The following is a 21,909-nucleotide window of genomic DNA, read 5'->3' as shown; positions in this document are numbered from 1 at the left end:
CATGTCCGACGTATTCATCGCCTTCCAACACAACGAAGAGTCCCGTCCGGTGATCGACGCCATCGTGGCCGACAACCCGAACGCGGTGCTGACCCACCCGACCGGCCTGGTCAAGATCAACGCGCCCGGCAGCCTGACCATCCGCCGCGAAACCATCGAGGGCCTCACCGGGCGGCCCTACGACCTGCAAGCCATCCACGTCAACCTCGTCACCCTCTCGGGCTACATCGACGAGGACGACGACCAGCTCACGCTGAGCTGGAAGCACTGAACACAACGCAGAAGGAGACAACGCATGGACACCCGTGTTGCCAGCAAGAAGCTCGGCCTGAAAGAACGCTACGCCGCCATGACCCGCGGCCTGGGCTGGGAGACCAGCTACCAGCCGATGGACAAGGTGTTCCCGTACGACAAGTACGAGGGCATCAAGATCCACGACTGGGACAAGTGGCAGGACCCGTTCCGCCTGACGATGGACGCGTACTGGAAGTACCAGGGCGAGAAGGAGAAGAAGCTCTACGCCGTCATCGAGGCCTTCGCGCAGAACAACGGCCAGCTCGGCGTGACCGACGCGCGCTACGTCAACGCGCTCAAGCTGTTCATCCAGGGCGTGACGCCGCTGGAGTACTACGCGCACCGCGGCTTCGCCCATGTGGGCCGCCAGTTCACCGGCGAAGGCGCCCGCGTCGCGGCGCAGATGCAGTCCATCGACGAGCTGCGCCACTACCAGACCGAGACGCACGCGATCAGCCACTACAACAAGTACTTCAACGGCATTCACCACTCGAACCACTGGTACGACCGCGTGTGGTACCTGTCGGTGCCGAAGTCCTTCTTCGAAGACGCCTGCACCGGTGGTCCGTTCGAGTTCCTCACAGCCGTCAGCTTCAGCTTCGAGTACGTGCTGACCAACCTGCTGTTCGTGCCCTTCATGAGCGGCGCGGCGCACAACGGCGACATGTCCACCGTGACCTTCGGCTTCAGCGCGCAGAGCGACGAGAGCCGCCACATGACGCTGGGCATCGAGTGCATCAAGTTCCTGCTGGAGCAGGACCCGGACAACGTGCCCATCGTGCAGCGCTGGATCGACAAGTGGTTCTGGCGCGGCTACCGCCTGCTGACCCTGGTCGCGATGATGCAGGACTACATGCTGCCCAAGCGCGTGATGAGCTGGAAGGAAGCCTGGGAGATGTACGCCGAAGAAAACGGCGGCGCCCTGTTCAAGGACCTGGCGCGCTACGGCATCCGCGAGCCGGCCGGCTGGAAGCAGGCCTGCGAAGGCAAGGACCACATCAGCCACCAGGCCTGGGCCACCTTCTACAACTACAACGGCGCCGCCCCGTTCCACACCTGGGTGCCCAAGGAAGACGAACTGGCCTGGCTGAGCGAGAAGTACCCCGAGACCTTCGACAAGTACTACCGCCCGCGCTGGGAGTTCTGGCGCGACCAGGCCGCCGAAGGCAAGCGCTTCTACAACATGACGCTGCCGATGCTGTGCACCACCTGCCAGATCCCGATGCTGTTCACCGAAGAGGGTGACCCCAGCAAGATCTGCTACCGCGACAGCGACTACAAGGCCTACAAGTACCACTTCTGCAGCGACCACTGCAAGAGCATCTTCGACCACGAGCCCGAGAAGTACGTGCAGAGCTGGCTGCCGGTGCACCAGATCTACCAGGGCCACTGCTTCCCCGAAGGCACCGACCCGACCGCCGAGGGCTTCGACCCGCTGATGGCCGTGCTCAAGTACTACGAGATGGAAGTCGGCCGCGATAACTTCGACTTCGAAGGTTCGGAAGACCAGAAGAACTTTGCGATGTGGAAAGGAGACACGAAATGAGCGTCGTCGCCATCGCCCCCTACGAGTTCACGCCCAGGGATGTGCGCGAGAACTTCCCCGCCCCGCTGCTCTACATCGGCTGGGAAGACCACCTGATGTTCTGCGCCCCCGTCTGCCTGCCGCTGCCGCCGGACACCCCGTTCGGCGCGCTGTCGGCCGCGGTGCTGCCCGGCATCTACGGCTACCACCCGGACTTCGCCAAGATCGACTGGGCCCAGGTCGAGTGGAAGAAGAACGGCCAGCCCTGGACGCCCGACCCGGCCAAGTCGCTGGCCGAGAACGGCCTGGTGCACAAGGACGCGATCCGCTTCAGAACCCCTGGGCTCACAGGGATCAAAGGTTCGTTCAGCTGATCCGGCCATGAGCTACCAACTGACGATCGAGCCGCTGGGCGCGACCATCGAGGTCGAAGAAGGCCAGACGGTGCTGGACGCGGTGCTGCGGCAGGGTCTCTACCTGCCGCACGCCTGCGGCCACGGCCTCTGCGGCACCTGCAAGGTGCAGGTCTGCGATGGCGAGGTGGACCACGGCGCGGCCAACCCGTTCGCGCTGATGGACTTCGAGCGCGACGACGGCAAGACCCTGGCCTGCTGCGCCACGCTGCAGGCCGACACCACCATCGAGGCCGACATCGACGAGGAACCCGATGCGCGCGTGATCCCGGTGCGCGACTTCGCGGCCACGGTCAGCCGCGTCGAGGACCTCACGCCCACCATCAAAGCGATCCACCTGCAGCTGGACAAGGCCATCGACTTCCAGGCGGGGCAGTACGTGCAGGTGGAGATCCCGGGTGTGGGCAGCCGCGCCTTCTCGATCGCCAATCACCCCGCCGACGTGGCCGCCACGAAGGGCATCGAGCTCAACGTGCGCAAGCTGCCCGGCGGCGCCGGCACCACCTGGCTGCACGAGCAGCTCAAGGCCGGCGACCGCCTGCGCGTGGCCGGCCCCTACGGCCGTTTCTTCGTGCGCGAGTCGGCGCGCCAGCCGATGCTGTTCATGGCCGGCGGCTCGGGGCTGTCAAGCCCGCGCTCGATGATCGTGGACCTGCTCTCGCGCGGCTGCACGCTGCCCATCACCCTGGTCTACGGACAGCGTTCGCACGAGGAGCTGTACTACGACGCCGAGTTCCGCGCGCTCGCCGAACAGCACGCCAACTTCACGTACGTGCCGGCGCTCTCGCACGAGCCCGAGGGCTCGGACTGGGACGGCTTCCGCGGCTTCGTGCACGAAGCGGCCAAGGCGCATTTCGGCGGCAGCTTTGCGGGCCAGAAGGCCTACCTGTGCGGGCCGCCGCCCATGATCGAGGCCTGCATCTCCACCCTGATGCAGGGCCGCCTGTTCGAGCGCGACATCTACACCGAGAAGTTCCTCTCGGCGGCCGACGCGCAGGCTGCCCGCAGCCCGCTGTTCAGGCAGGTCTGAGGCCGTTGCCGCCCTTCGTTTCGCTCTTCCCATGCGCACGCACCACCTCCAGGAACATGGCCAGCACCGGCGACGGATCGCCGCGCCGGTAGAGGCAGCTCAACTCCAGGTCCTTGAGGTGGCGGCTGCGCAAGGGCACGAACACCACGCCCGGCAGGCGCAGGCTGGCGGCCGACCGGGTGGCGATGGTCAGCCCGAAGCCACTGGCCACCAGGGCCACGGCCGTCACCACGTCCTCGACGTCCTGCTCGACCGCCAGCCGCACGCCTTCCTGACGGAAGGCCTCGGCCACTTCCTGCGCCAGCCCGTGGATGGCCTCGTTGGGGTAGAGGATCATGGGCAGCCCGTCGAGGTCGGCCATCCCGACCTGCCTGCGCTGCGCCAGCGGGTGCGCTTCGTGCATCGCCACCAGCAGCGGCTCGCGCAGCACCGACTCGACCACCAGGTCCGGCTCGGGCGGGACCAGTCGGTTGAAGCCCACGCTGATGCGCCGTTCGCGCAGCGCCTGCAGCTGCTCGGACTTGGTGAGGTTGTGCAGCGCGATGCGCACCTCGGGCCGCTGCGCGTGGAACTTCGCGAGCACACGGGGAATGACGTCCAGCACGCCCGAGCCGTAGATGCCCACGTCGAGCTGTCCGGTCAGCCCCTGCGCCGCGCGCCGCGTGCGCTCGGCCGCGCGCTGCGCCAGGTGCAGCAGGTTGGGCACCTCGTCCAGCAGCGCCTGGCCCGCCTCGGTCAGCTCCACACCGGCCGGCGTGCGCAGGAACAGCGGCGCACCCATCTCGTCTTCCAGCGCCTTGATCTGGCGCGACAGCGGCGGCTGCGCCATGTGCAGGCGCTCGGCCGCGCGGGTGAAGTTGCGCTCTTCGGCGACCGCCAGAAACTGGCGCATGTCTTTGAGATCCATGGGGCCTCCTGGTTCGGTTCGCAATACCTCACCAGTATAGGGTCGCAAAAATTCGGTATTGGACGGTATGACCGCTCCGCCCTATCTTTGGCAGCTGAAGCTGCTGCGTTGAAGAAGAACTGAGACATGTCCCTGTTTGATTCCCGCCCCAAATTCGCCGTGCACGTCGCCCAGACGGACGAGACCTATCTCTGTGCCGGCAACGAAAGCCTGCTGACGGGCATGGTCCGGCTCGGCCGCAAGGGCATCCCGGTGGGTTGCGTCAACGGCGGCTGCGGGGTCTGCAAGGTCCGCATCGTCGAGGGACAGATCAAGGCCCTGGGGCCGATCAGCCGTGCACACGTGACGCTCGACGAAGAGAACCATGGCTACACGCTGGCCTGCCGCGTGGCGCCCCAGACGCCGGTGAACGTCGAAGTGGCCGGCAAGTTGAGAAAACCGTTTTCCAAGGGGCGCGCAGAGTCTGCGACTGCCGGCCCTTCAATTCAGCAGCAGTAACCAACCACAAGGAGACAAAACATGGGTGTGATGCGCATCGGGCACGCCAGCCTGAAAGTGATGGACATCGACGCGGCCGTCCGGCACTACGAGAACGTGCTGGGCATGAAGACCACCATGAAGGACAAGGCGGGCAACGTCTACCTCAAGTGCTGGGACGAGTGGGACAAGTACTCGGTCATCCTGACCCCATCGGACCAGGCCGGCATGAACCACCTGGCCTACAAGGTCGAAAAGGAAGCCGACCTTGAAGCGCTTCAGCAGAAGATCGAGGCCTGGGGCGTGAAGACCACCATGCTCGACGAAGGCACCCTGCCCTCGACCGGCCGCATGCTGCAGTTCAAGCTGCCCAGCGGGCACGAAATGCGCCTCTATGCCAGCAAGGAGTTTGTCGGCACCGACGTGGGCAGCACCAACCCCGACCCTTGGCCCGACGGCCTCAAGGGCGCAGGCGCTCACTGGCTGGACCACTGCCTGCTGATGTGCGAGATGAATCCCGAGGCCGGCATCAACACCGTGGCCGACAACACCCGCTTCATGACCGAGGCACTGGACTTCTTCCTGACCGAGCAGGTGCTGGTCGGACCCGAAGGCAACATGCAGGCGGCCACCTGGATGGCCCGCACCACCACGCCGCACGACATCGCCTTCGTGGGCGGCCCGCGCAGCGGCCTGCACCACATCGCCTTCTTCCTGGACTCGTGGCACGACGTGCTCAAGTCCGCCGACGTGATGGCCAAGACCAAGACGCGCATCGACGTGGCCCCCACCCGCCACGGCATCACGCGCGGCGAAACCATCTACTTCTTCGATCCCAGCGGCAACCGCAATGAGACCTTCGCCGGCCTGGGCTACCTGGCCCAGCGCGACCGGCCGGTGACAACCTGGACCGAAGACCAACTGGGCAGCGGGATTTTCTATCACACGGGCAATCTGGTGCCGTCTTTCACCGAGGTGTACACGTGATCACCCCCCTGCGCCACTGACGCGGCTTCCCCCCTCTCTGGCGCGCCTTCGGCGCTTGGAGGGGGGACGGCACCTGAGGCCCGGCGGAGCCGGTTCCTCGGTGCCCCTCGAACTGGAGTCACCTTTCTCTCGCCGCTTCTTCTTATGACATCCGCTCTCTCTGTTCCCTCTTCCGTCATCACCGCGTCGGCGGCTTCGATGGCCTGCCAGGCGGCGGTGGCGCACGCGGAGGCATTGGGCATTCGCATCAATGTGGCCGTGACCGATGCCTCGGGCACGCTGGCCGCTTTTCTGCGCATGCCCAATGCCTTCCTGCATTCGATCGACATCGCGATCGACAAGGCCTACACCGCCGCGAGCTTCGGCTTTCCCACCTCGCAATGGGGCGGCGTCATCGGTGACGACGAGCTGCTGCGCATTGGCCTGAACCAGCGCCAGCGCCTGGTGCTGTTCGGCGGCGGCCTGCCGGTCGTGACCGACGGCCAGCGCATTGGCGGTATAGGTGTTTCCGGCGGCTCGGCCGAGCAGGACGAGGCCTGCGCCCGCGCCGGCCTGAAAGCCCTGGGCCTCGACTGATTTTTCATCTCACTCACGCACCATGAAACAGTTCCTGAACTTCATCAACGGCGAATTCGTCGCCACCGCCAAGACCTTCGACAACCGCAACCCGGCCACCAATGAAGTGGTCGGCCAGGTGCACGAGGCCGGCCAGGCCGAGGTCGACGCCGCCGTGGCCGCGGGCCGTGCCGCGCTCAAGGGCGAGTGGGGCACGATGAGCGTGGTCAAGCGCGCCGAGCTGCTGCACGCGGTGGCCGACGAGATCAACCGCCGCTTCGACGACTTCCTGGCGGCCGAACTGGCCGACACCGGCAAGCCGCGTTCGCTGGCCTCGCACATCGACATCCCGCGCGGCGCGGCCAACTTCAAGATCTTCGCGGACATCGTCAAGAACGTTCCGACCGAGAGCTTCCAGATGACCACGCCCGACGGCGGCACGGCCATCAGCTACGGTCTGCGCACGCCCCTGGGCGTGGTCGGCGTGATCTGCCCCTGGAACCTGCCGCTGCTGCTGATGACCTGGAAGGTCGGCCCGGCCCTGGCCTGCGGCAACACCGTCATCGTCAAACCCTCGGAGGAAACCCCCGCCACCGCGACCCTGCTGGGCGAGGTGATGAACGCGGTCGGCGTGCCCAAGGGCGTGTACCAGGTGCTGCACGGCTTCGGCCCCGGCTCGGCCGGCGAATTCATCACCAAGCACCCGGGTGTCAACGGCATCACCTTCACCGGCGAGACCCGCACGGGTGAAGCCATCATGGCCGCCGCCGCCAAGGGTGTGCGCCCGGTGTCGTTCGAACTCGGCGGCAAGAACGCCGGCATCGTGTTCGCCGACGCCGACTTCGACAAGGCCATCGCCGGCATCACCCGCAGCGCCTTCGAGAACTGCGGCCAGGTCTGCCTGGGCACCGAGCGCGTGTACGTGCAGCGCCCGATCTTCGACAAGTTCGTCGCGGCACTGAAAGCCAAGGCCGAAGGCCTGAAGATCGGCGGCCCCGACATGCCGGGCGTGGGCATCGGCCCGCTGATCTCGGCGGAGCACAAGCAGAAGGTCATGGGCTACTACGCCAAAGCCAAAGCCGAGGGTGCGACCGTGATCACCGGCGGCGGCGAACCGGCCATGACGGGCGAGTACGCCAACGGCCACTTCGTCCAACCGACCATCTGGACCGGCCTGCCCGAAAGCGCCAGCGTGATCCGCGAAGAAATCTTCGGCCCCTGCTGCCACATCGCGCCCTTCGACACCGAAGAGGAAGCGATTGCCCTGGCCAACGCCACCGACTACGGCCTGGCCACCACCGTGTGGACGCAGGATCTGGGCAAGGCCCACCGCATGGCCGCGGCCATCGAAGTCGGCCTGTGCTGGATCAACAGCTGGTTCCTGCGTGACCTGCGCACCGCCTTCGGCGGCAGCAAGGCCTCGGGCATCGGCCGCGAAGGCGGCGTGCACTCGCTGGAGTTCTACACGGAACTCCGCAACGTGATGGTGAAGCTGTGATCTCCCCCCTGCGCCGCTGCGCGGCTTCCCCCCTCCGGTGCGCGTCTTCGACGCTTCGAGGGGGACGCCGCCTGTGGCCCGGCATAGCCGGTTCCACGGCTGCCCTGGACGAACGGCCTCGTGCGCCGACAGCGAGTGGGCCGGGGCGACTGGTGCAGTGAAGTAAAGGAGGAGGCGAGCGCGCAGCGACCGACGGGGGACATGAACGGAACCAGTCGTCCCGGCCCACTCGCCGCCCCTTCAAAGCAAAGACCTCAAGGACAAGACACATGAATGCCCCACACAACCCTGAAATTGCGCTGAGCGTTCGCACAGGCAGCTTCAACACCAACGTGCACGACCTCGGCAGCTCCAAGCCGGGACAGCCTCCGGTGCTGTTCATCCACGGCTCCGGTCCGGGTGTAAGCGCCTGGGCCAACTGGCGCCTCGCCATGCCGGTCATCGCCAAGGATCGGCGAGTCATCGCGCCCGACATGGTGGGCTTCGGCTACACCGACCGCCCCGCCGGCATGACCTACAACATGGACACCTGGGTCCAGCAGGCGCTGGATGTCATGGACGCGATGGGCGTCGAGAAAGCCGACGTGGTCGGCAACAGCTTTGGCGGCGCGCTCTCGCTGGCGCTGGCGATCCGCGCGCCGCAGCGCGTGCGCCGCCTGGTGCTCATGGGCTCGGTCGGTGTGCCCTTCCCGATCACGCCGGGCCTGGACGCGGTCTGGGGCTACGAGCCCTCGCTGGCCACCATGAAGCGCCTGCTGGACATCTTCGCCCACAGCCGCGCGCTGGTCACCGACGAGCTGGCCGAGCTGCGCTACCAGGCCAGCATCCGCCCCGGCTTCCAGGAATCCTTCTCGGCCATGTTCCCGGCCCCGCGCCAGCGCTGGGTCGACGCCATGGCCAGCCCCGAATCGGCGATCCGCGCGCTGCCGCACGAGACGCTCATCGTCCACGGCCGCGAGGACCAGGTGATTCCGCTGCAGACCTCGCTCACGCTGAGCCAGTGGATTCCCAACAGCCAGCTGCACGTGTTCGGCCACTGCGGCCACTGGACGCAGATCGAACACGCCGCGCGCTTCGCCCAGCTGGTGTCGAACTTCCTCGCCGAAGCCGACGCGCAGGGCGCCGCGTCCGCCTGACCCCTTTTCCCACACAGAACACCATGGACAACTCCAAGATCCAGCACTACGGCGACGAGCTCTACCAGTCGCTGCTCGACCGCCAACCCGTCGCTCCGCTGACCGACCGCGAAGCGGACATCACCATCGAGGACGCCTACCAGATCCAGCTGCGCATGATCCAGCGCCGGCTGGACGCGGGCGAGCGCGTGGTGGGCAAGAAAATCGGCGTGACCAGCAAGGTCGTGATGGACATGCTCAAGGTCAACCAGCCCGACTTCGGCCACCTGCTCTCGGGCATGGTCTACAACGAAGGCCAGCCCATCCCGGTGAGCAGCATGATCGCGCCCAAGGCCGAGGCAGAGGTCGCCTTCATCCTGGCGCGCGACCTCGAAGGCCCCGGCGTCACCGCGGCCGACGTGCTGCGCGCCACCGACTGCGTGATGCCGTGCTTCGAGATCGTCGACTCGCGCATCAAGGACTGGAAGATCAAGATCCAGGACACCGTGGCCGACAACGCCTCCTGCGGCGTGCTCACGCTCGGCGGCCTGCGCAAGAGCCCGCGCGACCTCGACCTCGCGCTGGCCGGCATGGTGCTGGAAAAGAACGGCGAAATCATCAGCACGTCCTGCGGCGCATCGGTGCAGGGCTCGCCGGTCAACGCGGTGGCCTGGCTGGCCAACACGCTCGGCCGTCTGGGCATCGGCCTCAAGGCCGGCGACATCATCCTCTCTGGCTCGCAGTCGCCGCTGGTGCCGGTGGTCGCGGGCGACAGCCTGTATTGCAGCGTCGGCGGCCTGGGCGGCACGTCGGTGCGTTTCGTCGCCTGAGCGGGAAGGAAACAACCACATGAAACTCGACAAGAACACCCTCGCCCAGCTCGCCGAGCACCTGGAAAACGCCGAGCTGAAGGCGCACGACGTCACCAAGATCACCGACGACCACCCGGACATGGACTGGGACGACGCCTACGCGATCCAGGACCTGATCCGCGCGCGCAAGGAAAGCCGTGGCCACAAGACGGTGGGCCTCAAGTGCGGCCTGACCTCCTACGCCAAGATGAAGCAGATGGGCGTGGACACGCCGGTCTTCGGCTTCGTCAGCGACTACATGGCCTGCGCCGAAGGCAGCGACATCAAGACCTCCGAACTCATCCACCCCAAGGTCGAGGCCGAGATCTGCGTCGTCACCAAGGCGCCGCTCAAAGGTCCGGGCTGCCACGTCGGCGCCGTGATGGCCGCGATCGACTTCGTGATCCCCGGCGTGGAGATCATCGACAGCCGCTACCGCGACTTCAAGTTCGACCTCAAGAGCGTGATCGCCGACAACACCTCGGCCTCGCGCTTCGTGATCGGTGGCCGCGCCCGTCGTGTGGAAGACCTGGACCTGCGCACGCTGGGCGTGGTGCTGGAGAAGAACGGCCAGATCGTGGCCATGGCCGCCGGCGCCGCCGTGATGGGCCACCCGGCCGCCGCCATCGCCGCCCTGGCCAACCACCTGGGCGCGCGCGGTCAGGAGATCCCGACGGGCAGCTTCATCATGACCGGCGGCGTGACCGAAGCCATTGCGGTGCAGGCCGGCGACAGCGTGAACGTGCGCTTCCAGGACCTGGGCACGGTTGGCATGCGATTCGTCTGAGCGCCGCCCTGAGCCGCCTGCACCCATGAACGCACCCGCCACCCCGTCGCGCGCCGTGACCGTGCTGGTCACGCGCCGGGTCGCACCCCAAGGCGTGGCCGGCTTCGAGACGGCCATGGCCGGCATGATCGAGGCAGCGACCCACTTCCCCGGCCACCTGGGCGGCCACCTGGGCGGCCAGCTGGTGCGCCCTGGCGAGGCCGGCGGCGGCGACGAGCCCCTGCTCTACCACGTGGTCTTCGCCTTCGACAACGAGGCGCACCTGGCCGCCTGGCAGGACTCGCCCGAGCGGGCCCGCTGGCTCGCGCAAGTCGCACCCCACACCGTCGGTGCGCAGGAGATGCGCCGGGTCAGCGGGCTGGACTACTGGTTCGCGCCGGCGGGCAGCACCACCAAGGCGCCGCCGCGCTGGAAGGTGGCGATCGTGACTTGGCTGGGCATCTTCCCGACCGTGCTGCTGCTGTTCCTCACCGTGGCGCCGCTGCTGGCCGACTGGCCGCTGGTGCCGCGCACCATGGTCATCACCGTGCTGGTGGTGGTCCTCATGACCTGGGTGGTGGCGCCGCGCCTGACCCGCTGGCTGGCCGGCTGGCTGCACGCCCGTCCGCCCGTAGGAGGGCGCCCATGAGCCCGGCACCACGCCCCCTGGCGGGGCAGACCGCCTTCGTCTCGGGCTCGACCGCTGGCATCGGCCTGGCCATCGCCCAGGCCCTGCTGGCCGACGGCGCCCATGTGGTGCTCAACGGCCGCGGCGAGGCGTCGGTGCAGCGCGCCCTGCAGACCCTGCGCCAACAGCACCCGCAGGCCGAGGTGTCGGGCATCGCCGCCGACCTGGGCACCGCCGCCGGCTGCGAGCAGGTGGCGACCCGGCTGGCCGATGTGGACATCCTGGTCAACAACCTCGGCATCTTCGAGCCCAAGCCCTTCGAGCAGATCGCCGACGCCGACTGGCAGCACCTGTTCGAGGTCAACGTGATGAGCGGCGTGCGCCTCGCCCGCGCCGCGCTGCCCGGCATGCTGACGCGCAACCGCGGCCGCATCGTCTTCATCTCCAGCGAGTCGGGCATCTGCCCGCCGGCCGAGATGGTGCATTACGGCATGAGCAAGTCGGCCCAGCTGTCCGTGGCACGCGGCCTGGCCGAGTGCTGCGCCGGCACCGCCGTCACGGTCAACAGCGTGCTGCCCGGCCCCACGCTGACCGAAGGCGCACGCGCTTTCTTCGACACGCTCGCCGCGCAGCAGGGCCTGAGCTTCGACGAAGCCGCGGCCCGCTTCTTCCGCGACGCGCGCCCCACCTCGCTGCTGCGCCGCTTCATCCGCCCCGACGAGGTGGCGGCCATGGTGGCCTACGTCTGCAGCCCGCAGGCCAGCGCCACCACCGGCGCCGCGCTGCGGGTGGACGGTGGCGTGGTGCGCACGCTCACCTGAACCTTTTTTCTTCTTCCCCCAGGAGTCAACTCATGACCAAAAAAATCAAGTGCGCCCTCATCGGGCCCGGCAACATCGGCACCGACCTGCTGGCCAAGCTGCAGCGCAGCCCCGTGCTCGAACCCGTGTGGATGGTGGGCATCGATCCCAACTCCGACGGCCTCAAGCGCGCCAAGGAGATGGGCATCAAGACCACCGCCGAGGGTGTGAACGGCCTGATTCCGCACATGAAGGCCGACGGCGTGCAGATCGTGTTCGACGCCACCAGCGCCTACGTGCACGCCGAGAACTCGCGCAAGGTCAACGAACAGGGCGCGATGATGATCGACCTCACGCCCGCCGCCATCGGCCCCTACTGCGTGCCGCCGGTCAACCTCAAGCAGCACGTCGGCCAGCGCGAGATGAATGTGAACATGGTCACCTGCGGCGGCCAGGCCACCATCCCCATGGTCTACGCGGTCAGCCGCGTGCAGCCGGTGAGCTACGGCGAGATCGTCGCCACCGTGTCCAGCAAATCGGTCGGTCCCGGCACGCGCAAGAACATCGACGAGTTCACCCGCACCACGGCCGGCGCGGTCGAGAAGGTGGGCGGCGCCAAGAAGGGCAAGGCCATCATCGTGATCAACCCGGCCGAGCCGCCGCTGATCATGCGCGACACGGTGCACTGCCTGGTCGAAGGCACGCCCGACGAGGCCGCGATCACGAAGTCGGTGCACGACATGATCAAGGAAGTGCAGAAGTACGTGCCGGGCTACAAGCTGGTCAACGGCCCCGTCTTCGACGGCAACCGCGTCTCCGTCTTCATGGAGGTCGAGGGCCTGGGCGACTACCTACCCAAGTACGCCGGCAACCTGGACATCATGACCGCCGCCGCCGCGCGCACCGCCGAGATGTTTGCCGAAGAAATCCTGAAGGGCGAGCTCGTGCTCGAACCCATCGCCGCCTGATCCGGAGCACCCCATGAGCCAGCAAAAAATCACCCTGCACGACATGACCCTGCGCGACGGGATGCACCCCAAGCGCCACCTGATGACGCTCGACCAGATGAAGAGTATCGCCTGCGGCCTCGACGCCGCCGGCGTGCCGCTGATCGAGGTCACCCACGGCGACGGCCTGGGCGGCTCCAGCGTCAACTACGGCTTCCCGGCCCACTCCGACGAGGAGTACCTGGGCACCGTGATCCCGCTGATGAAGCAGGCCAAGGTCTCGGCCCTGCTGCTGCCCGGCATCGGCACCGTCGACCACCTGAAGATGGCGCACGGCCTGGGCGTGCACACCATCCGCGTGGCCACGCACTGCACCGAAGCCGACGTGAGCGAGCAGCACATCACCTTCGCCCGAAAGCTCGACATGGACACCGTGGGCTTCCTGATGATGGCCCACATGAACAGCCCCGAAGGCCTGGTGAAACAGGCCAAGCTGATGGAGGGCTATGGCGCCAACTGCATCTACATCACCGACTCGGCCGGCTACATGCTGCCCGCCGACGTGAAGGCCCGCCTGCAGGCCGTGCGCGACGCGCTCAAGCCCGAGACCGAGCTGGGCTTCCACGGCCACCACAACCTGGCCATGGGCGTGGCCAACTCGGTCGCCGCCATTGAATGTGGCGCCACCCGCATCGACGCTGCCGCCGCCGGCCTGGGCGCGGGCGCAGGCAACACGCCGATGGAAGTGCTGGTCGCCGTGCTCGACCGCATGGACGTGCAGACCGGTGTGGACGTCTGGAAGATCCAGGACGTGGCCGAAGACCTGGTCACGCCCATCATGGACTTCCCGATCCGCATCGACCGCGACGCGCTCACGCTGGGCTACGCCGGCGTGTACGGCAGCTTCCTGCTGTTCGCCAAACGCGCCGCCGTCAAGTACGGCCTGTCGGCGCGCGACATCCTGGTCGAACTGGGCCGCAAGAAGATGGTCGGTGGCCAGGAAGACATGATCGAAGACACGGCCATGACCATGGCTCGCGCGCGAGATGCGCGCGAGCAGAAAAAAGCGGCCTGAGGAACGCACCCTATGCAACGCAGAGATTTCATCGCCTCCGTGGGGGCCGGCCTGGCCCTGGCACCCGCCGCTGGTTGGTCGCAGGACGCCTACCCCGCCCGTCCCGTCAAGCTCATCGTGCCCTTCCCACCGGGTGGACCCACCGACATCATGGGCCGCACCGCCGCCAAGGCCATGGGCGACGCGCTGGGCCAGTCCTTCGTGGTCGAGAACAAGGCCGGCGCCGGCGGCAACATCGGCACCGACGCGGTGGCCAAGGCCGCACCGGACGGCTACACCATCGGGCTGTCGGCCATCAGCAGCCTGGCCATCGCGCCCTACCTCTACGACAAGCTGCCGTTCCAGGTGGAAAAGGACTTCGCCCCGATCTCGCTGGTGGGCACCACGCCCTGCGTGATCGTCGTGCACCCGAGCGCACCGTTCGCCGACCTCAAGGGTCTGGTGGCCTACGCCAAGGCCAACCCGGGCAAGCTCGGCTACGCCACGTCCGGCATCGGCACCAGCAACCACCTGGCGGCCGAGCTGCTGCAGTCGGTGGCCGGCATCGAACTCACCAACATCCCCTACAAGGGGTCGAGCCAGATCGTGCCGGACCTGCTCTCGGGCACGGTGATCATGAGCATGGAAAGCTCGCTGGCCACCACCTTGCAGCACATCCGCAGCGGCAAGCTCAAGGCGCTGGCCGTCACCTCGCCCACGCGCGCCAAGGCCCTGCCGGACGTTCCGACCGTGGCCGAGTCCGGTTACCCCGGCTTCGCGGTGGAGACCTGGTTCGGCCTGGTCGCCCCCGCCGCCACCCCGGCCGCCGTCGTGCAGAAGCTGCACGACGCCTGGGCCAAAGGCGCCAAGACCGCCGAGGCCCAGGCCGCGTTCGACAACATCTCCGGCAACCTGCGCGTCACCACGCCCCAGGAGTTCGACGCCTTCATCAAGGCCGAGAACAACCGCTGGGGTGCCCTGATCCGCAAGCTGGACATCAAAGCCAACTGACCCCGAGAGACCACCACCATGCCGTTCGCACAGATCTACATCCTCGAAGGCCGCACGCCCGAGCAGAAGAAGGCCGTGATCGAGAAGGTCACCCAGGCGCTGCACGAGGCCATCGACGCGAAGAAGGAAACCATCCGCGTCTGGATCCACGAAATGCCCAAGGAGAACTGGGGCATCGCGGGCGTCAGCGCCAAAGACCTCGGCCGCTGACCAGGACCGGAATCGCCGCCCAGCGCTACCAGGGGCGCGTGGTCGTCGTGACCGGCGCCGCGCAGGGCATCGGCCGGGCCTGCGCGCTGCGCATGGCGGCCGAGGGCGCGCTCGTGGTGCTGGTGGACCGCGCCGCCGGCCCCTGCGAGGCGGTGCGCGACCAGATCACCGCTGCAGGCGGCGAGGGCCTGCTGGTGGCCGCCGACCTGGAGCAGCACGAAGCCGCGCAGGCCGTGGCGCAGGCGGCCCTGCAGGCCCACGGCCGCATCGACGTGTCGGTGCACAACGTGGGCGGCACCATCTGGGCCAAGCGGTTCTGGGAATACACGCCCGACGAGATGCAGCGCGAGATCAACCGCTCGCTCTGGCCCACGCTGTGGTGCTGCCGCGAAATGGCGGCGCTGATGAAGCGCCAGGGCGATGGCGCCATCGTCAACGTCGGCTCCATCGCCACCCGCGGCATCTACCGCGTGCCCAACGCCGCGGCCAAGGGCGGCGTGCACGCGATGACGGTGGCCATGGCGATGGAACTCGCCGAATTCGGCGTGCGCGTCAACTGCGTCTCACCCGGTGCCATCGACAACGGCCAGCGCATCGTGCCGCGCAACCCGCAGCCGCTGAGCGAGGCCGAGACCGGCTGGATGAAAGCCATCTACACCCAGTCGCTGCGCGACACGCCGATGAACCGCCTGGGCACACCAGAAGAGATCGCCGCGGCCATCGGCTTCCTGGGCGCGCCCGAGGCCTCGTACATCACCGGTCAGGTGCTGTTCGTGGGCGGCGGTGTCATCGGCTGAGGGCGGCTGGGATGAAGACGGTGGCCCAACTTGCCGAAGCGATCTGGGCCGCCCGCCAGGCCGGGCGCACGCTGGACGCCGACGCCACCGTCGGCTCGCCCGACCTCGCCACCGCCTACGCCATCCAGCGCGCGCTGCTCGGCCTGCGCCTGGCCGCCGGCGAGCGCGTTGTCGGGTGGAAGCTGGGTTACACGTCGGAAGTGATGCGCCGCCAGATGGGCATAGCCCGGCCCAACATCGGGCCGCTGACCGACCGGATGCTGCTGAACTCGGGCGACGCGGTGCACGAGCGCCTGGTGCAGCCGCGGGTCGAACCCGAGATCGGGCTGCGCCTCCAAACCGCCCTCGACGCGCGGCACGCGCCCGCCGACCGCCACACCGTGGCCGCCGCCGTGGAGGGCGCCTACGCCTGCCTCGAGGTCGTGCACTCCACCTGGACCGGCTACCGCTTCAACCTCGAACAGAACACCGCCGACAACTCGTCCGCCGGCCAGGTCGTCGTCGGGCCGCGCCTGCCGGTGACCGACATGATGGCGGCGGGCACCGTTGCGGTGCGCCTGCACGACGGCAGCCACCACACGCTGGGCCAGGGCGTGGGCGCCGACGCCGACGGCCACCCGCTGGACGCGGTGGCGCGGCTGGCGCGGGAGCTGGCCGTGTTTGGTCAGCGGCTGGAGGCGGGTGATCTGGTGATCACGGGTGGGCTGACAAAGGCTTGTGAGCTGGAGGTGGGGGGGAGGTTGACGGGGGTGTTTTCGTTTGGGGACGCTTGGTCGGTAGATGTGACTGTGCGGCGTCTGTGAAACGACACCTGATAGGTGCGGATCGCCTGCACATCAACCCGTTCAACGAACGGCTCCATCAAAGACGCCAGTGCAGCGATTGCGGTCTTCCACAGTTTTTTAGCGAGCGCCTCCTTCTGATTGGAAGCGGCCGGTGTTTGAAAATGAGCACTGTCACGTCTTGCCTGATGCCAGTGAGGCCTGGGCAGGCCCCGGTGAGAAAGCCGCCATCAGTAGTCACGGATTCCTACGATGGTGATCGGTCAATCCGGCACTATGAAAACTCCACAGCAGATCCTCAGTCAGCGGTCGCAAGCGGTCAGGGCGGTCTGTTCCTGGAGATTCAAGCGGACGCTGAATGTTGGACATGATCCATTGCTGTCGTGAACAAAGGTAGGAACATCTAGATGTCCGTTAAACGTCACTTTTCCGTTTCGCTTCTGCTGCCTGGGCTTTGCTTTCATCTGCTTTCTTTTTGGCAGCTTCTGCATCCGAATTTAGAACTTTACCCACCAACTCAATCGATGTCACTACGGCAGGCAGTTGAGGAAGTCCAGCTTGTTTGGCAGTTGGTTGCATCCGTGACTCTGTAATCATTAGAATCTCGTCTCGACTGGCAATTTTGCAGGTCTTTATTTCCATATCGGCGCTACTATCTGGCGAAAACTTACTGCTATCACAGTCGAATTTAACCGGCCTTCCATTTTCAGCACTCAGCTTTTCTTCGATTGCAGATTTCAGGCTTTCGGATCCACTGCTGAATCTTGTCTGGTATTTTGTTATTAAACCAGCATCGTTTGTTGTGACGTTAAAAGTTCGTTTCTCCCCAAAGTATTCATATTTGAATAAATACATTTTACTACTGTATTCTTTTGCTCCTTTGACGCTTTTAATTGGCTTTCCAATAGTCAAATCTTTTAGCGTTATTGTCTTTTCTAACGGCGGGACTTTGGGAGTATCCGTTTGAAGATTGGGGGCTCCTATGTTGGCGTTCTCGGTACAGCCGACAATCAATAAAGCGGCTGATGCTGAAATGCAGACGGCAACTTTTTTGTTCAATTCTCTCTCCTTGGGTGCTTGAAAATATATTATTGATCGGAGGATACCTGCTGCAGGTGTTCCTGGTGCCGGATTAACTGGTGGGCATCACCGGAATGCGCAGCTTGGTTTTTTTATCCAACTGGCCCTAGCGCAAGCATCTGCAGCCCCAAGGTTCAAAGCATCCACCCCAGCTTTAAGAGATCCTTGAGCTTGTGCACCTCAGACGCGTCGCTGAAGTACCGGGTTCGGAACCAGGCGTACGCTGTGGTGCCACTTTCACGCGCACTCCATGCAGAGGAGATCACTTCTTGCACATCAAAGCCATGTGCCATGAATCTTTTGGCCGCGACTCTCATTTCCCGCGTAGCTAGGATCTGCTCGACGTCACTTGCAAGGCCAAGTTTTGGTAGCCAACCGCACCTGGTCGCTTCAAATATGGCCTGTGTGACTGCGTTCCGGTTTTGCTCGTGCTTCATTGCTCGTTCGAGTGCTGCACGGGACGCCTGCTCCTTCTCGTTCCGCTCAGACTCTCTCTTGCGCTTTTCAAGTTGCAATGCCCTTGCATGATCCTCGGTGCCAAACTCGGCCGCCAGGCTGGAGCGGAGTTCAGGAAACAAAGCTCCGATGAGTGCGTCGAACTTCCGCAACCGGGCGAAATGGCTCTCACCTCTCTGCAACGAGTTCAGGATATGCGTTCGGATGGCCTGCATCTCGGGTCCCTGTGCGCCTCGAAGCAGCGGTTTGTAGACCTTGATCCCCACCAGGCAGTATGTGATGAGCGACCGAAAGTACCGTGATTGAGCGAGTGTGCTGCACATCTCGGTGAGTGAGATGTTGGCTGGCACCGGGGCGTGGCTGTATGTTTTGCACAGGTGTAGAAAATGAAGCACACCACCTTTTTCAGCAATGGGGCTCTCGGCCGCGCCGGCGAGCCCCATGGATACCAATCGGCTACTGAGGTCGGACAGCTCGACGAAATGGCCGGCAACTGCACTGTCTCCGCCCCACTTCCAATAGTGAACCAGGGCTTGAAGGTAGATCCCAAGCAATTGCTCTTGTGTCATTGAATTGAGCCATCCGCGTGTGCGGCGCTGCTGCTCTATTGCATCCCTTCTGGCCTTTTCTTGCTCATCAAGTGCCAGGTGTTCACCGGCAATTTTTTGCGCCATCAACGGGTGATGGATCCAGCGCTTGTTCTGTGGGTTTCGCAAGACTTCGTGAGCGAGTTCGGCCACAGTAATGCGGCCGCTTTGACGAAAGCCACGCACATCGATTTCAAGGCAGGCGATATCCATGGCCTTGATCTTCTTGCTCTTGTCTTCATCGACCCGGTGTGTCACTGCCACTTCAATGATGAGATCGAATGGATCATGGCGCGCAGCATCCGCGCGGCAATAGATGTCCGCCACGATTCCTGCTAACTGCGACTCCGAGGACAAGTCACTTAGATTCAGATCCCCAAGGGCAAGCACAACCTCGTGGCTGACCGTGTCGCCGTCCGCCATATACCGGTGCAGAGGCTGAGTGTAGGCAGGCGTGGAGATTGAGTTGGCCTGCAGGAGGATTGACTTGATCACGTGGTGCAGAAGGCTTTCGGACTTCTGGGCCAGCGTGAGTCCTTCCAGATGGCCTAGTACAGAGGGCAGGAGGTCAAGGTGCTCTTCTGCTTGCCTCTCGGCGTCTTGTCTGGCCAACCTATTGAGTTCGCCATCGTCCCAATGCTTGTCCCAGCAGGACTGAACCTGGTCGCCTATCTTCATCCTCGCGAGGATTTCTGCCATATCCCACGATGCGACATCCGGGTTGTCTACGGTAATCGTGATGATGGCGTCATAGTCGCCTTCGTTTTTCACCGTGCGTTGAGTGTCAAGGCGAATCAAAACGATGTGGCCGTCATCAAGGGTGATGGAGGCAAGCTGGGAGTCGATCCACCGATGTTCCGCCACATGCATGCGCTGGCGTATGGCGGTCGCCTCGCCGGGGTACAGATGCCCGGATAGACCTTGAACATGTGCCCGGCGCGTAGGCGGTGGCAGGTCAATTTCTCCGCGGTCGATGAGCAGCTGCAGGGCGGCGATCCGCCCGATGACAACAAGGCAGTTGTCCCGTTGTTGACCGCTCTCGTGGCGAAAGAACTGGCCGAGGGTATTTGCGCGCAGGAAATGCTCTCTATCGACCCCAGCATTTACCGCTTGTAGGGCGCTGCCGCAGGCCGGGCAGACGCACTTGCACGCCAGTCCGGTTTCTTTGCGGGTAAGGTCACAGATAGAGACGGCCAGCCCGGAATGTTCGCGTGCTGCCCAGCGCATGGGTTTGCCGGCACTCGCCTTCGCTTCTTCTGGCGTGGGGGCTTGGACATGCCCCTGCATCACGTTCATCTTGGCCATCTGGTCGCATGTTCCTGATTCGGTGCGAATGCATTGTGCCTGCAGCTAATTGGCACTTTGCCTCTGGCATCACCAGGCTTTCCAAGCCTCCCCAATGTCATTCTTGACCAGCGCATATACGCGAGAAACGGCAGTAAAGTCGCCCGTCCATTCGAAGTAGTTCGATTTCATCCGTTGGATGTCCCGAAAACTTGAGTGCAGGAGTGAGTTGGTCTCGACAATGACGCTGCGGCACTCGTCGCTGAACTGGTCTGCCGTGATATCCACCACCAGGCCATCTCGCTCAAGCCAAGCGTGTGTGGTCCAGGTGCCCGCGCTCACGCTGCCCCGTTCGCCAGACACGTATTGGAAGCCGGGGATTTTGCAGTCCACTGCGAGGTAGGTACCCAGGACCAATGCCGTGTCACCACACGAACCGCGAGAGAAATTTTTGAAAGTGACAGGCCGCTTCTCATTCGGGATGCGGTCGATAGCAGACCTTACAGCGGATGCGAGTGCACGAATCAATGCATGAGGGTCGCGACCGGGGGGCTCATGAGGTCTTGTCATACGCCATCAGGCTGGATTCCAGAAGGCCGCGTGCGATCGTGGGTGTCTGAATCGCATCAACGAACTGCTCAAGCTGCACTTGGAATCCTGTGAGACAACTGAGTTCTTCAGCCCAGCCGTCAGTCTCGGCCATCCACGTAGCCAAGCCGCCGCTTTCGTCGGAGCCCTGGAATGTTTGGGGATCGATTTCGATGGCTAAGTCCAGATCACTGTCGGGCCGATAGTCCTGGCGAGCGCGGCTGCCAAAGAGATATACACGCTTGACCAGAGGCTTGGATACAGCCCATTTGGCCACGCAGTGAAGGATTTCATTCACGTCCATCAAGGCGACTCAGCTCCAGTGGAGGATAAGGACGCGAACCGCAGTCTCATTGTGACTTCGTCATATCTCTGCCCGTTGTGCACGTAGGCACCTTCGTTCACCTCGTAGGACTGGAAACCCAGCGACTCGTACAGTGCCATTGCCGCTGGATTGGGAACATTCACGAGAAGAGAAACACCATGGGCTCCTAACTCTTGCATTCTGTTGAGACGGCATACGACCAACTTTCTCCCGATCCCTTGCTTGCATGCAAGTGGATGGACGATGACGCCCGCAAGTGCAAACCAAGGCACATCGAATGGGTCAAATGGCTCCACCGGATATTGGTAGAGAGAAGCGGACCCGAGTAACTTCTCTCCGACAAAGGCACCAACGGTCTCATACGGCGGCCGAAGCAGCTGCTCGATCCCTTCAGGCGTGAGTGCTCGGAGACGTTCAGACTCTGGTCCGAGTGTGCCGCCGGCATCGACCAGGGCGCGAAGATTGCGCAAGGCCCCCGCATCTGCAAGATTGAGTTCTCGAATAAGCATCAGCTACAGAATATGCGACAAGGCTGACTCTGGGTGCTGGGCTGGATCTACCTTCTTCGAGCGCAAGTTCGGCAAACTCTTGGCCAAGTTCCGCATGCCGGCCCTGAACTCTGTGGTCCCACCCTTTGCAGGGTGGCGCACTGAGGCGAACGTAGGCACCTTCATGGTCTTCAGCAACTTCTCGGCTTTGCCTCCGATGGCCACAATGGGCACTGTTGGAAAGGCCTGGGCCAGAATGTGCATCGCCGGGGCTCCGAGATCCATTTCGGCCTTCCGCGGGGTGCTGTTTGAGTTGCGGTCGGTCACTCTGTGAGGATGCAGCGGCAGGGCGTTCCACAAGATGGTTGTCTCACTCAAGTGGAGGTCTTCAAGCTCCCCCCACACGACCGTCGCGGAGGATTCCCTGTAGGGGATGTGTCGCCGTGTGAGGCGC

General features: G+C 64.6%; 25 protein-coding genes. 19 read left to right on the top strand and 6 right to left on the bottom strand.

Going from position 1 to position 21,909, the window contains the following annotated elements; genetic code table 11:
- Position 1: 1 nt before the first annotated feature.
- From P7644_RS20325 to P7644_RS20310, 4 genes are read left to right on the top strand one after another with little or no spacing between them, the layout of a single operon-like run.
- A complete protein-coding gene (locus P7644_RS20325; protein ID WP_008344278.1) occupies positions 2–271 on the top strand; it encodes an MmoB/DmpM family protein in 270 nt (89 codons plus the stop codon).
- A 24-nt stretch (positions 272–295) separates the two neighbouring features.
- Positions 296–1,840 carry an aromatic/alkene/methane monooxygenase hydroxylase/oxygenase subunit alpha gene (locus P7644_RS20320; protein WP_108499287.1) on the top strand — a complete coding sequence of 515 codons (1,545 nt, stop codon included), beginning with the start codon at positions 296–298 and terminating at the stop codon, positions 1,838–1,840.
- Entirely contained in the window at positions 1,837–2,193 is a 357-nt protein-coding gene (locus P7644_RS20315) for a phenol hydroxylase subunit P4 (RefSeq protein WP_108499288.1), read from the top strand. The genes P7644_RS20320 and P7644_RS20315 overlap by 4 nt, the downstream gene beginning before the upstream one ends.
- A 7-nt stretch (positions 2,194–2,200) precedes the next feature.
- Entirely contained in the window at positions 2,201–3,262 is a 1,062-nt protein-coding gene (locus P7644_RS20310) for an NADH:ubiquinone reductase (Na(+)-transporting) subunit F (RefSeq protein ID WP_108499289.1), read from the top strand.
- Here P7644_RS20310 and P7644_RS20305 read toward each other — a convergent pair.
- Complete coding sequence (locus P7644_RS20305; protein WP_066786854.1) at positions 3,249–4,169, bottom strand: LysR substrate-binding domain-containing protein; 921 nt, start codon at positions 4,167–4,169, stop codon at positions 3,249–3,251. The genes P7644_RS20310 and P7644_RS20305 overlap by 14 nt on opposite strands.
- Positions 4,170–4,295: 126 nt before the next feature.
- Here P7644_RS20305 and P7644_RS20300 point away from each other — a divergent pair, with 126 nt between their 5' ends.
- The 15 genes from P7644_RS20300 to P7644_RS20230 all read left to right on the top strand — a co-directional run bounded on the left by P7644_RS20300 (position 4,296) and on the right by P7644_RS20230 (position 16,668).
- A complete protein-coding gene (locus P7644_RS20300) occupies positions 4,296–4,667 on the top strand; it encodes a 2Fe-2S iron-sulfur cluster binding domain-containing protein (RefSeq protein WP_404303419.1) in 372 nt (123 codons plus the stop codon).
- Positions 4,668–4,688: 21 nt separating this feature from the next.
- Complete coding sequence (locus P7644_RS20295; protein ID WP_404303417.1) at positions 4,689–5,633, top strand: catechol 2,3-dioxygenase; 945 nt, start codon at positions 4,689–4,691, stop codon at positions 5,631–5,633.
- 144 nt (positions 5,634–5,777) lie between these two features.
- Positions 5,778–6,209, top strand: coding sequence for a heme-binding protein (locus tag P7644_RS20290; RefSeq protein ID WP_066786844.1), 432 nt, complete (start codon positions 5,778–5,780; stop codon positions 6,207–6,209).
- A gap of 22 nt (positions 6,210–6,231) precedes the next feature.
- Entirely contained in the window at positions 6,232–7,686 is a 1,455-nt protein-coding gene (locus P7644_RS20285) for a 2-hydroxymuconic semialdehyde dehydrogenase (RefSeq protein ID WP_404303416.1), read from the top strand.
- A 269-nt stretch (positions 7,687–7,955) separates the two neighbouring features.
- On the top strand, positions 7,956–8,822 hold the full coding sequence (locus tag P7644_RS20280) for an alpha/beta fold hydrolase (protein WP_008328861.1): 867 nt from the start codon (positions 7,956–7,958) through the stop codon (positions 8,820–8,822).
- A 23-nt stretch (positions 8,823–8,845) separates the two neighbouring features.
- Positions 8,846–9,631: a 2-oxopent-4-enoate hydratase gene (gene dmpE / locus P7644_RS20275; protein WP_008328863.1), complete on the top strand. Its 786-nt coding sequence runs from the start codon at positions 8,846–8,848 to the stop codon at positions 9,629–9,631.
- 19 nt (positions 9,632–9,650) lie between these two features.
- The gene (gene dmpH, locus P7644_RS20270; RefSeq protein WP_008328869.1) at positions 9,651–10,439 is read left to right on the top strand and encodes a 2-oxo-3-hexenedioate decarboxylase; all 789 of its coding nucleotides are present in this window, start codon (positions 9,651–9,653) and stop codon (positions 10,437–10,439) included.
- Positions 10,440–10,464: 25 nt separating this feature from the next.
- A complete protein-coding gene (locus P7644_RS20265; protein ID WP_008328872.1) occupies positions 10,465–11,067 on the top strand; it encodes a hypothetical protein in 603 nt (200 codons plus the stop codon).
- Positions 11,064–11,867, top strand: a complete 804-nt coding sequence (locus P7644_RS20260; protein WP_008328873.1) for an SDR family NAD(P)-dependent oxidoreductase — start codon at positions 11,064–11,066, stop codon at positions 11,865–11,867. Before P7644_RS20265 ends, P7644_RS20260 begins: the two co-directional genes overlap by 4 nt.
- Before the next feature lie 32 nt (positions 11,868–11,899).
- On the top strand, positions 11,900–12,814 hold the full coding sequence (locus P7644_RS20255; RefSeq protein WP_060984466.1) for an acetaldehyde dehydrogenase (acetylating): 915 nt from the start codon (positions 11,900–11,902) through the stop codon (positions 12,812–12,814).
- A 13-nt stretch (positions 12,815–12,827) separates the two neighbouring features.
- On the top strand, positions 12,828–13,868 hold the full coding sequence (dmpG, locus tag P7644_RS20250) for a 4-hydroxy-2-oxovalerate aldolase (RefSeq protein WP_404303414.1): 1,041 nt from the start codon (positions 12,828–12,830) through the stop codon (positions 13,866–13,868).
- 12 nt (positions 13,869–13,880) lie between these two features.
- Entirely contained in the window at positions 13,881–14,858 is a 978-nt protein-coding gene (locus tag P7644_RS20245; RefSeq protein ID WP_008328880.1) for a tripartite tricarboxylate transporter substrate binding protein, read from the top strand.
- A gap of 18 nt (positions 14,859–14,876) precedes the next feature.
- Entirely contained in the window at positions 14,877–15,068 is a 192-nt protein-coding gene (locus P7644_RS20240) for a 2-hydroxymuconate tautomerase (RefSeq protein WP_008328882.1), read from the top strand.
- 38 nt (positions 15,069–15,106) lie between these two features.
- Entirely contained in the window at positions 15,107–15,865 is a 759-nt protein-coding gene (locus P7644_RS20235; RefSeq protein ID WP_404303412.1) for an SDR family oxidoreductase, read from the top strand.
- A gap of 11 nt (positions 15,866–15,876) precedes the next feature.
- Entirely contained in the window at positions 15,877–16,668 is a 792-nt protein-coding gene (locus tag P7644_RS20230) for a 2-keto-4-pentenoate hydratase (protein WP_207374914.1), read from the top strand.
- A gap of 393 nt (positions 16,669–17,061) precedes the next feature.
- Here P7644_RS20230 and P7644_RS20225 read toward each other — a convergent pair whose 3' ends face one another.
- From P7644_RS20225 to P7644_RS20205, 5 genes are all read right to left on the bottom strand, one after another.
- Positions 17,062–17,706, bottom strand: a complete 645-nt coding sequence (locus P7644_RS20225) for a hypothetical protein (protein WP_404303411.1) — start codon at positions 17,704–17,706, stop codon at positions 17,062–17,064.
- Positions 17,707–17,861: 155 nt separating this feature from the next.
- The gene (locus tag P7644_RS20220) at positions 17,862–20,075 is read right to left on the bottom strand and encodes a hypothetical protein (protein WP_404303409.1); all 2,214 of its coding nucleotides are present in this window, start codon (positions 20,073–20,075) and stop codon (positions 17,862–17,864) included.
- A gap of 69 nt (positions 20,076–20,144) precedes the next feature.
- Positions 20,145–20,447, bottom strand: coding sequence for a hypothetical protein (locus P7644_RS20215; protein WP_404303408.1), 303 nt, complete (start codon positions 20,445–20,447; stop codon positions 20,145–20,147).
- 160 nt (positions 20,448–20,607) lie between these two features.
- Positions 20,608–20,946: a nucleotidyltransferase family protein gene (locus P7644_RS20210; protein ID WP_404303448.1), complete on the bottom strand. Its 339-nt coding sequence runs from the start codon at positions 20,944–20,946 to the stop codon at positions 20,608–20,610.
- The gene (locus tag P7644_RS20205; RefSeq protein ID WP_404303407.1) at positions 20,946–21,476 is read right to left on the bottom strand and encodes a GNAT family N-acetyltransferase; all 531 of its coding nucleotides are present in this window, start codon (positions 21,474–21,476) and stop codon (positions 20,946–20,948) included. Before P7644_RS20205 ends, P7644_RS20210 begins: the two co-directional genes overlap by 1 nt.
- Between the last annotated feature and the right edge of the window lie 433 nt (positions 21,477–21,909).

Origin of the sequence: Alicycliphilus denitrificans (genome assembly GCF_044792555.1) — a bacterium.
GTDB classification, from domain to species: Bacteria; Pseudomonadota; Gammaproteobacteria; order Burkholderiales; family Burkholderiaceae_C; genus Alicycliphilus; species Alicycliphilus denitrificans_A.
This window is presented reverse-complemented; position numbering and strand designations above follow the sequence as displayed.